The sequence below is a fragment of the Kitasatospora sp. NPDC002551 genome, from assembly GCF_040296005.1.
Taxonomy (GTDB): Bacteria; Actinomycetota; Actinomycetes; order Streptomycetales; family Streptomycetaceae; genus Kitasatospora.
Window position 1 is genome coordinate 163144 of sequence record NZ_JBEOWI010000009.1, and the last position, 12150, is coordinate 175293.

Annotated in this window: 10 protein-coding genes; 8 read left to right on the plus strand and 2 right to left on the minus strand. The window is 76.1% G+C overall.

The genetic code is table 11. From position 1 onward, the window contains the following. The first annotated feature begins 66 nt into the window (after positions 1-66). From ABT093_RS11875 to ABT093_RS11895, 5 genes are all read left to right on the plus strand, one after another. On the plus strand, positions 67-1449 hold the full coding sequence (locus ABT093_RS11875; protein WP_350563075.1) for a PucR family transcriptional regulator: 1383 nt from the start codon (positions 67-69) through the stop codon (positions 1447-1449). 115 nt (positions 1450-1564) lie between these two features. Beyond that, on the plus strand, positions 1565-2734 hold the full coding sequence (locus tag ABT093_RS11880; protein ID WP_350563077.1) for an AAA family ATPase: 1170 nt from the start codon (positions 1565-1567) through the stop codon (positions 2732-2734). Beyond that, positions 2731-3162 (plus strand): bpX5 domain-containing protein, encoded by a 432-nt coding sequence (locus tag ABT093_RS11885; protein ID WP_350563079.1) that lies wholly within the window; start codon positions 2731-2733, stop codon positions 3160-3162. Before ABT093_RS11880 ends, ABT093_RS11885 begins: the two co-directional genes overlap by 4 nt. After that, entirely contained in the window at positions 3159-4901 is a 1743-nt protein-coding gene (locus tag ABT093_RS11890) for a hypothetical protein (RefSeq protein WP_350563081.1), read from the plus strand. The genes ABT093_RS11885 and ABT093_RS11890 overlap by 4 nt, the downstream gene beginning before the upstream one ends. Next, the gene (locus tag ABT093_RS11895; RefSeq protein WP_350563083.1) at positions 4898-7804 is read left to right on the plus strand and encodes a bpX6 domain-containing protein; all 2907 of its coding nucleotides are present in this window, start codon (positions 4898-4900) and stop codon (positions 7802-7804) included. The genes ABT093_RS11890 and ABT093_RS11895 overlap by 4 nt, the downstream gene beginning before the upstream one ends. A 178-nt stretch (positions 7805-7982) precedes the next feature. Here ABT093_RS11895 and ABT093_RS11900 read toward each other — a convergent pair whose 3' ends face one another. Further along, positions 7983-8687 carry a TetR/AcrR family transcriptional regulator gene (locus ABT093_RS11900; protein ID WP_350563085.1) on the minus strand — a complete coding sequence of 235 codons (705 nt, stop codon included), beginning with the start codon at positions 8685-8687 and terminating at the stop codon, positions 7983-7985. Positions 8688-8823: 136 nt separating this feature from the next. Between ABT093_RS11900 and ABT093_RS11905 the strand changes: the two genes are divergently transcribed. Next, on the plus strand, positions 8824-10098 hold the full coding sequence (locus ABT093_RS11905) for an FAD-dependent monooxygenase (RefSeq protein ID WP_350563087.1): 1275 nt from the start codon (positions 8824-8826) through the stop codon (positions 10096-10098). Next, the gene (locus ABT093_RS11910) at positions 10082-10621 is read left to right on the plus strand and encodes a hypothetical protein (protein WP_350563089.1); all 540 of its coding nucleotides are present in this window, start codon (positions 10082-10084) and stop codon (positions 10619-10621) included. Before ABT093_RS11905 ends, ABT093_RS11910 begins: the two co-directional genes overlap by 17 nt. 44 nt (positions 10622-10665) lie before the next feature. Here ABT093_RS11910 and ABT093_RS11915 read toward each other — a convergent pair whose 3' ends face one another. After that, on the minus strand, positions 10666-10941 hold the full coding sequence (locus ABT093_RS11915) for a hypothetical protein (protein ID WP_350563091.1): 276 nt from the start codon (positions 10939-10941) through the stop codon (positions 10666-10668). Between ABT093_RS11915 and ABT093_RS11920 the strand changes: the two genes are divergently transcribed. Then, the gene (locus ABT093_RS11920) at positions 10928-11992 is read left to right on the plus strand and encodes a hypothetical protein (protein WP_350563093.1); all 1065 of its coding nucleotides are present in this window, start codon (positions 10928-10930) and stop codon (positions 11990-11992) included. The two genes, ABT093_RS11915 and ABT093_RS11920, sit on opposite strands and share 14 nt — an antisense overlap. Positions 11993-12150 lie beyond the last annotated feature (158 nt).

Genomic DNA, 12150 nt, shown 5'->3' on the forward strand with positions numbered 1-12150 from the left:
GCGCCAGTGCCACCGTGTCCCCAGGAGACGCGGAACCGGAGGGACGACGACGACATGAGGACTGCCATGACCGACCAGCGGTGGCGAGCCCCCGTCCGCAGTGCCGCGCTGCAGGAACTGGTCGAGGAGCTCGCGGAGTCGCTCCACCGCTCCGTGACGCTGACCGACCCGTGGTGCCGGCGCATCTGCTCCAGCCGGCACTTCGGCGACGCGGACCCGGCGCGCCTGCACAGCCTTCTGCAGGGACGGGCGAGCAGCGAGGTCGCCCGCCACGTCCTCGACCAGGGCGTCGCGCGGTGGGCCGGGCCGGGCTTCCTCGAAGGCCGGGACGATCTCGGGCTGCTTCCCCGCTACTGCGTGCCGCTGCGCGAGCGCGGCCACTTCCTCGGCCTGCTGACGGTCATCGCACCGGAATCGGCACTGGCTCCGGAGGAGACCGAGGCCATCGCCCGGGCGACGCCCGCCGTGATCGGCCAGCTGTACGCCGACCATGTCTCGGCCGACGCCGGCACGGCCAGGGAGCAGGAACTCGTCCTGGCGCTGCTGGACGCGAGCCCCGCCGCCCGCGCCGAAGCCCGGAAGCGGCTCGTGGGCGACGCGCTGCTCCCGGACGCCCCCCACGCGGTGGTCAGCGTCGTGCAGGTGACGGGCTCCCGGGTGCCTCCCGGGCAGGTGGCCACCGCACTGCGCGGGGCACTGGAGGGATTGCGCCGGACCCGGTCGGCGGACGGCGCCATCGCGGTCGCCGCGGACCGGGCCGTCCTGCTCCAGCTCGCCGACCGGCCGTTGCACGAGGACGTGCTCCGGGAGCAGTCCGCGCACATCCTGCGGGCCCTCGCTCCCCGGCTGGACGCCTCGGCCGCCCCCGTCATCGGCATCGGCGCCCGGCAGCCGGGCCTCGCCGACGCCCGGACCTCCTACGAGCAGGCCCTCGTCGCGGCGCGCGCGGCGCAGCGGATGCCCGGACTGCGGGGCGTCGGCTCCTGGGAGGAGCTCGGGGAGTTCGCCGTGCTGCTGCAACTGCCCGACCGCGCGCTGAACGGGTCGCTCGTCCCCAAACCGCTGAGCGCCCTGCTGGACTGCGCCAACGGACCCCGCCTGGAGGCGACCCTGCGGTGCTTCCTGGACCATGCCGGATCGATCCCCAGGACCGCCGAAGCACTGGAGATCCACCGCACCTCGCTGTACTACCGGCTGCGGCAGATCCAGGAGATCACCGGGCTCGACCTGGACAACGGCGCGGACCGCATCACCCTGCACCTGGGCCTGCGGGTGCGGGAACTCCTCGCGTCCCTGGACGTGTTCGGCGAGGACGGCGGGCTCCAGGGACCGGCCACCGCGCCGGGCGAGGACCGCGTCCCGCTCCAGGCGCGGCGAACTCCTGCCGGGAGCGGCCCGGCCGGACGGTCCGTCACGGCCGGTCACCACCGCCAGGTCGAGGCCGCGTAGTCCCACACGGGTGCGCCGGGCGCGCAGCCCCGCGCGGGTGCGCCGGGGCAGCGGCCGGCGGCCGGCGGAAACCCGCTGGTGACGGCTGGTCCGGCCACCGTAGACTCCGGTGCTCGTGACCACCGACACCAGCACCCCGCCCGACGTCCGCCGCGCCGCGCTCCGCACGGACGCCGAACAGGTCGGCGCCGCCGTCGCCGCGGCCGGGCACGGCATGGTCGACCGCGAGACGGTCGCCGAAGTGGTCGCGCTCTGCGCCGTCGCCGGGGAGCACCTGCTCGTCGTCGGCCCGCCCGGCACCGCCAAGTCGCAGGCCGTGCGCCGGGTGGCCGGGCAGCTCGGCGGCCGGTACTTCGAGTACCTGCTCGGCCGCTTCACCGAACCCAACGAGCTGTTCGGCCCCGTCGACCTGCGCGGCCTGCGCGAGGGCCGGGTCGAGTTCGAGACGGCGGGCATGCTGCCCGAGGCCGAGATCGCCTTCCTCGACGAGGTCTTCCTCGGCTCCACCGCCGTCCTCAACACCCTGCTCGGCCTGCTCAACGAGCGGGTCTTCCGGCGCGGCGGCACCGTCCTCGCCAGCCCGCTGCGGGTCTGCGTCGGCGCGGCCAACCACCTGCCCGAGGACCCGGCACTGGACGCCTTCGCCGACCGCTTCCTCGCCCGGGTCTTCGTCGAACCGGTCGCCGACGCCCGGCTGGAGGAACTGCTGGAGGCCGGCCGGCGCCCGGCCGCTCCCGCTCCCGTCGCCGCCGGCGACGTGCTCGGCGCGCTCGACCGCCTCACCGCCGCCGCCGGCGCCTGCGACCTCGACGGCGTCACCCCGCTGCTCGCCACCGCGCTGCGCCGGCTGCGCGCCGCCGGCGTCCCCGTCGGCGACCGGCGGGCCGTGCGCTCGCAGCGGCTGGTCGCGGCCGCCGCCGTACTGGACGGCCGGGACACGGCCACCGCCCGCGACCTGTGGGTCCTGCCGCTGATCGCCCCCACCGCCGACACCCAGGCGCTGGCCCGCGACACCCTCGGCGACCTCATCGAGAAGGCCGCCAACGACTCCCTCGCGCACGCCGCCGAGGAGCTGTCCCGCAGCACGGCCGCCCGCGCCGAACGGCTCGCCCGCACCGGCGCCGCCCTGCTCGCCGAACACCGCGACCTGCCCGAGGGCCGCGACTCCCGGCTGCGGCTGGAGGCCGCGCTGCGCGAGATCGACGCCGGATTCGCCCCCGCCGACCTGCCCGCCGCGCTCGCCGGCATACGCGCCGAACTGGTCGCGGCGGTCGCGCCCCGATGACCGCCGACTGCGTTCCGCCCGCGCCGCCGCCGGTGGCCCTGCGCTGGGAGCGCCGCGAGCCGCCGCTGGCCGCCGCCGCGGTGCTCGCCGTCGGCGCCGCCGTCCCCGCGCTGGCCGCCGCCACCCGCGAGCGGCTCACCGACGGCGCCCGGCTCGGCGTCCTCGCCGACGACACCACGCTGCTCGTCCTCGGGGCGGAGCGCGACCTCCCGTGGTCGGACGGCGCCCGCTACCTCGGCCACGACGGCGAGCTGCTCGTCCCGACCACCGCCCGCCCCTGGCCCGCGCCCGCCCTGTGGCGCACCGCCCTGGGCGCCGAGCCCGGCGAGCTCTGCGTGCTCGTCCCCGGCCACGCCCTCGTCGCCGCCCCGCCCGCCCCGGCCGCCGACCCGGAGGCGCTCACGCCCTACACCCGGCGGGCCGGGTGAACGCCGCCGGCCGGCTGCCGGCCCCACTCGCCTCCTGGGCCGGGTCGCTCTCCGCGCTCAGCCCCGAACTGGCCGCCGCCCTCGGGCCGTTGCTGCGCCGGCTCGACACGCTGGTCGGCGCGCGCGAACCCGTGGCCGACGGACCGGGGGAGCCGGACGGCGTCGGCGGGATCGGCCGGGCCGGGCGGCCCGACCACCTGCTGCCCGCCGAGTGGCTGCTCGCCGAGGAACACCCCGAGGAGTTCCTGCGGCGCTACGTCGACCGCGAACTTCTCTACCTGGAGCCGGAGTTCACCACTCCCGCCGTCCGGGGCCGGACGGTCGCGATGGTGGACGCCGGGCCCTCGCAGGCCGGGGCCGGCCGGCTGGTCCAGCTGGCCGCCCTGCTGGTGCTGCACCGCCGGGCCGCCGCCCGTGGCGGTGAACTGCTGGTGGGCGTCCTCGGCGACGAGCCCGTGCACTGGTTCGGCGGCGAGCCCGCCGAACTGCTGCCCGCCTGGCTCGCGGCCCGCCGCACCGCCGAACCGACCCCCGAGGACGTGGAGTTCGCCGCCGCCACGCTGGAGGCGGCCGACCGGGCCTGGCTGCTCACCTCGCCCCGGCTCGCGGACCGGCTCGCCGAGCGGAGAGCCGAGCGGCTCGCCGACCGCCTCCCGGGGGACGGCTTCGGCCGTCCGAGCGTGCTGGTGAGCGAGCCGACCCGCTGGGGCCCGGCGGGCGCCGGCCACGTCACCGTCCGCCTCGACGGCACGGAGTTCGAACTGCCGCTGCCCGCCGCCGACATCGCCGTCCGGGCGCTGCGCGGCGCGGAGTTCCGGCGCGGCGGCCCGACGGCCGTCACCCCACCGCCCCGGGAGACCGGCGCGCTCGGGCGCGGCCTGCCCGCGTTCACCACCGAGGCGCCGTTCCTGCTCACCCGGGGCCGGGACGCGCGGACGCTCGTCGCCGTGGACGTGCGCGACGTCGAGCAGCGGCACCGCACCGCCGTACAGTCCAAGGCGCACCGCCCGGGCGGCCAGGTGATCGCCGCCGGACGGTTCGGGCGCCGGCTGATCGCCCTGCACCTCGTCCGCGGCCGGGTGCACCGGTACGTCAGCGGCCGTCCGCTCGCCGGCCCCGAGGACCTCATCGTCGACCCGGCCGAACTCGGCCTCGACGAGGGCCTGGTGGAGCGGCTGGCGGCACGCCCGGTGCTGCCGCTGCTGCGCGCCGGGGGCGACCTGCTCGTCCCGGCCGCCGGACGCTGGCGGCGGATCGCCCCCGACGGCACCGTCACCGATGACGGGCCGGTGGGGCGCGGCACCGAACGCGAGCGCGGTTTCGACCGGTTCCGCGAGCCGCGCCTGTTCGAGCGCACCCCGCAGCCGGACGCCGTGCGGGCCCGGCACCTGCTGCACGCGGGCGGCACGGCCGCCTGGTCGGAGGACGGCAAGCGGTGGACGGTGTGGAGCAGGCTCGGTGACGAACGGCGGCTGACGTTCCGGGAGCAGGCCGAGGTGATCGGCCTGGTCCACGCGGGCCGCGAGCCGATGCTGATCACCTGGTCGCCCGGCGGCCGCATGGTCCGGGCGATCCGCGCCGACGGCGTGCGCACCCTGAGCCGGTTCTCCGGCGGTACCACCGCGCCCGCCGTGCACCCCACCCTGCCGCTGATCGCGGCCGAGACCCACTTCGGGCGGATCGTGGTCGGCGACGCCACCACCGGCCGGGTCCACCACCTGTTCGGGAGAGACGAGTGAACGCCGCAGGCTTCGTCCTCGACGTGCCGCTGATCGGTGCGGCGGAGGCCGCGGACCGCGTCCTCGCGCTGTGGCGCGACGGTGCCCGGCTGCGTGAACTGCCCGACGGCTGCTGGCTGTTGACGCTGCCTGAGCCGGTCCCCACCCGGGCCGGCCGGGCCCCCGGCCTGCCGCTGGAGCGCACCGGGCACGGCGCCCTGACCGCGCCGGGGGTGCCGGCCGGCGCCGCCGGTCCGGGCCGGGCCGTCCTGGGCCGCGCCACGCATGTGCTGGACGAACTGCCCGAGGTGGACCCGTCCGGCTGGCTGCTGCTGACCGGCGTCACCCCGCACCGGCCGCGCCCGCTCGGCGTCGCCCCGGTGCCCGAGGCGGCGCCCGTCGAGGAGTCGCTGCCCGCGGTTCCCCGGCCGGACCTGAGGGCGGCGGCCGGCATCCGGCCGACCTCCGAGCGCGCCCGGCGGCTGACCGCCGAGGAGCCGCCCGCCGAGGCGCCGACCGCCACCGGCGCGCGGTCCCGGCGGCGGGGCGGTCCGCAGATCGCCATGGACCCGCGCAGCGCGACCGTCGTCGTCGTCCTGATGGTGGTGCTGCCGTTGCTGCTCGTGGTGCTCTACGGCCTCGGACTGATCGCGGACCGGGGCTTCGACCCGACCGGCGTGGTGGTCGCGTGCGCCGTCGCGGCCCTCGCCCACCGCGTGGTCTTCGGCAGGGCTGCGGCCGACGACGGGAGCGCCGGGAGCAGCGGTGCGGCCGGTGGCGCGGCCGGTGGCACCGAGGGCGCCGCCGCCGGTGGCACGGCCGCCCCGCGCCGCCGCCGCGGCGTCCGCGTCCCCTGGCTGGGCGACCTGCTGGCCCGCCTCGCCCTGCGCACCCCCGCCGCCCACCTGCTCCACGAACGGCACGCCCGCTACCTGCGCGAACTCACCCGCGCGTTCGAGCAGCACCGCTGGGAGGACGCCCTGCGCGACGCCCTCCCGCTGGCCTCCGCGCGGCGGAGCGGCGCGGCCACCCGCACCTGGCTCTCCCTCGCCCTGCCCAAGCGCTTCGCCGGCCCGCTCCGCGCCACCCCGGCCACCGGCCGCCCGGCCGCCCAGGCCGCGTTCCACGGCCGCACCGCCCATCAGCACCTCACCGCGCTCTACCGGGGCGCCGCCGAACGGCTGGAACAGCAGGGGCGGATCGACGAGGCCGCCTTCGTCCTCGCCGACCTGCTCGACGCGCCCGCCGAGGCCGTCGCCCTGCTCGACCGGCACGACCGCCGCGCCCAGGCCGCCGAACTCGCCGAGGGCCGCGACCTGGCCGCCGACCTGGTGGTCCGCCTCTGGTGGCGGGCCGGCGAGCACGAGCGCGCCGTCCGCATCGCCCACCGCCGCGGCGCGTTCGCCACCGCCGTCGACCGCCTGGCCGCCACCGACCCGCAGGCCGCCCGCGCCCTGCGCGCGGCCTGGGCCGAGCACTGCCGCGCGGCCGGCGACCGGCTCGGCGCCGTCGAGGCGGCCTGGCCGGACGCGGGGCTGCGTCCCACGATCGTCGCCGACCTGCGCGACGCCGTCGCCCTCGGCGGTCCCACCCGCGGCCGGGCCCTGCCGTACCTGCTGGCGCTGGACGCCGGCGACGCCACCCGCGCCCTGGCCCGCGCCGTCCTCGACGGCGACGGCGACCCGCACACCACCGGCCGCTCCGCCCTGACGGCCGCGCTCGCCGACCTGCCGGCCGCCGACGAGGCCACCGACCGCGAACTCGCCACCGCCGCCGCCCGGGCCGCCGTCCGCGACGGCGGCTTCGGCGGCGCCCACGGCGGGCGCGGGGAGGCGGTCGAGAAGACGCTGTTCGACCGGCTGCTGCGCCGCGCCGACCCCCTGGTGGCCGCCGACCTGGCCCGCCCCCGTCCGCTGCCCCGCCTGAGCACGGCCGCCCCCGCGTACACCGCGGCCGACCGGCCGGGCACGCTTCCGGTCCTGGACGCGGCCCTGCTGGCCTCCGGCTCCCTGCTGGTCGCCTGCGGCCAGGCGGGCGTGCGGCTGCTCGCCCCCGACGGCCGCACCCGCGCCCACTGGGACGCCCCCGCCGACCGGCTCGTCCTCGCCGACCACGGCGGCAGCGCGCTGCTGGTCGCCGACCACGGCCCGGAACTGCGCGGGTTCGCCCGCCTCGACCTCGTGACCCGCACCGTCCGGCCGTGGACCACCCTGCGGGCCCGGCAGCTCGCGCCGTCCTTCGACGGCCGGCACCTGGTCGCCTCGGACGAGGACGGGATCGTCGTCCTCGACACCCTGACCCCGCGCCCGACCGTGGTGTGGCGCGAACTCGGCCGCGACCAGCGGCTGGTGTTCGGCATCGCCCGCACGCCGGACAGCTGCGCGGCCGTCGTGTACTCGGGACTGGTCGGCGGTATGCCGTTCACCGAGGTGTGGCGCTGGGACCTGCCGGGCTGGGAGCTGCGCGGGCGCCGACGGGTGGACGACGTGCTCACCGACCTGATGTCCCGTTCGCTCCTGGAGGACCTCTTCGACCTCGCCGCCCTCGCCGACGGCAGCCTGCTCAGCACCGAGCCGGAGACCAGCCCCGGTCACGGCGGGCCGGAGCACACGGTCCTGCGCTGGTCCTCCGATCTCCCGCCCGCCGAACTGCGCGTCGACGGCTTCGCCCGCTCCGCGCCCGCCACCGACGGCGACCACTGGGCGCTCACCGTCCCCGAGGGCGCGGACCTGCGCGTCCACGCCGGCACGGGCCCGTCCGCCGACCCCGCGCTCTCCCTGCTCTTCCCGGAGGCCTCGGGCCCCGGGATCGGCGTGCGCCGCCACGCGGGCGCCGTCACCTACTGGCACCGCTCCGGCCGCGTCCTCGCCACCTCCGCCGACGGCACCACCCTCCTCGCCAACCTCCGGGTGACGGCCCGCTAGACGTTCAGCCGGAGCTGCAGCCGGCACCCGCCGGGGCGGTTGCCGGTGTCGACGGTGAGCGCCACCGGGTGGCCCGGTGACGCGGTGAAGAGGTCGTTCGGGAGCGCGCCGCCGCAGGATCCGGACGGACAAGTCGCCGGAAGGGGCGGCGGGCCGTCAGCCGGGGGCGTCTTCCGGCTCACCCCGCCCGGCGCGCGATCAGCACTTCCAGGCCGTCGAGGATCCGCTCCAGGCCGAAGTCCAGTGCCTGGTCCCGGCCGTCCGGTGAGGCCAGGGCGGCGGCGAGCGCGGGGAAGCGGTCGGCGTGGCGGTGGACGAGCGGGCCGAGGAGGGAGAGGAGTTCCGCCTCGGGCCGGCCGTCCGGGCGCGTCGCGCGGGCCTGCTGGGCGATGCTCCGGATGTGGCCGGTCAGCAGCACGGCGGCGTCCATCCGCTCGGCGCCGCTCAGTCCCGAGCCGTCCAGGGCCACCATCACCCGTTCCAGCCAGCCGAGTTCCCGGGGGCCCATCACCCGGGGGCCGACGGTGGCGTCGAGCAGCCACGGGTGCTCGTCGAAGGACGCTGCCAACTGCTCTGCCCAGTAAGTCAGTTGTTCTCGCCAGCCGAGCCCGTCCGCGGCCGCCGGCGGTTCGCCGACGGCCGACTCCACCATGAGCGCGACCAGTTCGGCCTTGCCGGGCACGTAGCGGTAGAGCGACATCTTGGTGAAGTCGAGCAGTCCCGCCACCTTCTGCATCGAGACGGCGCCGAGGCCCTCGGCGTCCGCGACCTCGATGCCCGCCGCAGCGATCCTCGCCAGGCTCAGCGCGGGCTTCGGCCCCCGGGACGGCTTCGCCGGCGGCCCCCAGAGCAGTCGCACCGCCGCGTTCACTTCCTCGCCCACTGTCCGCTCCGTCCCGTCTTCCCGCCCGCTCCCGCCCGGCCCTTGCGGGGCGGCCCAACTGTGTCTACCGTACACAGCAATAAACAGTGTCCGTCGGACGCAGTTATCCGGCGGCCCCGTGGACGGAGTGGTTCCCATGAGCACCAGGGTCCTGATCTCGGGCGCGAGCATCGCCGGCCCCGCGCTGGCCCACTGGCTGGGGCGGTACGGCTTCGAGGTCACCGTCGTCGAGCTGGCGCCCGCCCTTCGCGGCGGCGGCCAGGCGGTCGACTTCCGCGGCGACACCCACCTGACCGTGCTGGAACGGATGGGTGTGCTCGACGAGTTGCGCGCGCTCGACACCGGCGGCAGCCCGATGACCTTCGTCGACCCGCGCGGCCGCCGGCTCCTCCACCTGCCGGCCGACTTCGCGGGCGGGGACATCGAGGTCCCGCGCGGCGAACTCGCCCAGGTGCTGTACCGGTACAGCCTCCCGCGCGCGGAGTACCTCTTCGGCGACACGGTCACCGCCCTGGAGGAGACGCCCGCCGGCGTCCGGGTGACCTTCCGCCACGGCGCGCCCCGCGAGTTCGACCTGGTGATCGGCGCCGACGGGCTGCACTCCGCCGTCCGCCGGCTCGCCTTCGGCCCGGAGGAGCGCTACGTGCGCCACCTCGGCTACTACGCCGCCATCTGGCAGCTGCCCAACGACCTCGGCCTGCCGCCCGGCTCGGTCGGGCTCAACGTCCCCGGCCGGCTCGCCGCCGCCGGCGCCGGCCACCGCGACCCGGCGCGAGCGGGTGCCTTCTTCCTCTTCGCCTCGCCCGAACTCCGCTACGACCGCCACGACCCGGCCGGGCAGAAGGCGCTGATCCGGAACGCCTTCGAGGGCCTCGGCTGGGAGGTGCCAAGGCTGTTGGCGAGCCTGGAGCAGGCCCCCGAGCTGTACTTCGACTCGATCAGCCGGGCCGATGTCCCCACCTGGTCCACCGGCCGGATCGCGCTGCTCGGCGACGCCGCCTGCGGGGCCGCCATCGGCGGCATGGGCACCGGTACCGCGGTCGTCGCGGCCTACGTCCTGGCCGGCGAACTGGTCCGCTCCCGCGGCGACCACCGCACCGCCTTCGCCCGCTACGAGCAATTCCTGCGTGCCTACGCCCGCGGCTGCCAGAAGGGCGGCGACCGCACCGGCCCCTTCCTGGCCCCCGCCACCGCCACCGGTCTGAGGGTGCGCAACGGATTGCTGAACCGCCGCTGGATCCTCGACCGGATGCTGGAGTCGGGCAAGCGGGTCAGCACGCTCGACCTGCCGGACCATCCGGCCGGGCGGGAGAATCCGGCCTATCGCCCATCCGGGGAGGACTACCCTACGAACACGCGCCGCTACCCAGTGCGGCCGGTTGAGGAGGACTCCTGTGACGTCGCCCTGTGACCCTTCCTACGCCCGTGCCGGTGACGTGGCCACCGCCGTCATGGTGATGGACTCGCGGCTCAAGGCCATCTACGACGGCAAGGCCGGGAGCGATCCCGAACGGCAGCGGATGGCCGACGACTTCGTCCGGTCGATGACCGCGGCGGACGCCGACGCGCTGCTCGACGGCGTCTGCACGCTGATCTACATGTACATGGACTGGCTGCGGACGGTCTGCGCGCGGCACGACAAGGAGGTCATCGAACACGTGGTGCCCACCCTGGTGGCCACGATGCGCATGATGCCCAACACCTTCCGCCCCGAGGTCATCCCCACCATGGCCGCGCTGCTGATCGCCTCCGGCACCGGTCTGAGCCCCAACCTCTGGCGGGCCCAGTACGGCGACTGGACCCGCGCCGAGATGAACCCGCTGGAGGCGACCGCCGTCCTGCTCGCCGAGCAGATCAACCGGATGGCCGGCGACGACCAGGAGTTCGCCACCCGCCTGATCACGGACGCGCTGGCGATGACGGACGACAACTGACCCTGCGGTCGGCCCGTTGGGTGCCCGGCCGGTCCGGCCTTCGCTCAGCTGGTCAGATCCAGTGAGCCGTCGCCCGGCCAGGCCCGCGCGGGACTGGCCTGCCTGCGGGACATCATCGCCGAATACACTGACGCCTGACCAGTGGGGCCGGCTGCGAAGCGGCCGAGCCCGACATGGACCAGATCCGTGCCGACCTCACCGCCGTGACCGGCATCGCGGCGCTCACCGGCTTCGCCGATACGGTGCCGTGTCACCTGCTGTTCACGTTGCCGCGGGGGGTCGCACGGGCGCACCGAGGGGGTCAGTATGGCGACGATCACGGTGGACGTGGCAGTTCCCGACGCGCTGCGGCCGGTCGTGGATGTGGCAGCGTTGCCGGCGGCCCTCGGTGACGCGGGGCCGGCGTGGCTGGTGCTGTCCGAGGACGGACGGCTGGCGCGGTGGACGCCGACGACCGGCGAGGTGCGGGACGTGGCCCGGTATCGGGAGGAGAGGCCGGCGTCCGAATACGGTGGCGGCGTTCGACTGCGGCTTCATGTGTCCCGATGCGGCCGTTGGGCGGCGGTGGTTCAGGACCGCGGTCGGTACGGCACCGTCGTCGATCTCACCACCGGCTCGCCGGCGTTGACGTTGGACGGCGGGGACTACTGCTGTGAAACCGTCCCGTTCGCGTTGGCGTTCGCCGAACACGCTGGCCGGCCGGTTGTCGTCCATCGCACGGACTGGAACCGGTTGGATGTCACCGATCTCGCGTCCGGCGAGGTGCTTACGGCGCGGGACACCCCGGACGGGGATGAGGAAGACGCGGAGTACGACCTCGACTACTTCCACGGCGCGCTGTCGCTGAGTCCTGACGGGACGCGTGTCTACGACGGCGGTTGGGTGTGGCAGCCGTGCGGGATGCCGGCGGTGTGGAGCCTGACCGCCTGGCTGCACGACAACCCGTACGAGTCCGAGGGCGGGCCCAGTTATGCGGTGTATCCCGAGGTCTCGGACTGGAACCGGCCGGCGGTGTGGATCGACGACGGGCGGATCGCGGTGTACGACCGGGACGATGCCGGCAGCGGTACCGTCCACGTCCTCGACCCCACCTCGATCGAACTGCGCTCGCCGGGCGTCCGATGGATCAAGGTGGTCGCGACGTTCCCCTGGCCGGTCGGCGATTTCGGCTTCTTCACCGACGGAGAGCATCTGCTGATCGCCGACGAGGCCGGTCTGCAGGGCGTCGACATCACCAGCGGACAGCAGGTGTTCGCGATCGACGGGTTCCGCCCGGCGCGTCAGGATCGGCATACCGGAACGCTGATCCAGGTCGGCAGCGCCGATGCCCGGTTGTGGACGCCGCCGGAGTGGACCGCGCGCGCCGGCTGAGCCGCCATTTCCCGCAGGGTGCCGAGCGGGAGAACATCCGCGAGTCCACACTGGCAGGGCCCGACACCGCCTCTCGCAAGGGGCGCAACCCCTCGGTGAACGGGCATCTACCGGGCACTGGGTGCAGATGGCCGTCCTTCCAGGACTGTCGCCACCGG

What these genes read in the sequence shown, in the direction of transcription:
- ABT093_RS11875 (WP_350563075.1), top strand. Translation starts at nt 67, where the DNA reads ATGACCGACCAGCGGTGGCGAGCCCCCGTCCGCAGTGCCGCGCTGCAG.
- ABT093_RS11885 (WP_350563079.1), top strand. Translation starts at nt 2,731, where the DNA reads ATGACCGCCGACTGCGTTCCGCCCGCGCCGCCGCCGGTGGCCCTGCGC.
- ABT093_RS11905 (WP_350563087.1), top strand. Translation starts at nt 8,824, where the DNA reads ATGAGCACCAGGGTCCTGATCTCGGGCGCGAGCATCGCCGGCCCCGCG.
- ABT093_RS11920 (WP_350563093.1), top strand. Translation starts at nt 10,928, where the DNA reads ATGGCGACGATCACGGTGGACGTGGCAGTTCCCGACGCGCTGCGGCCG.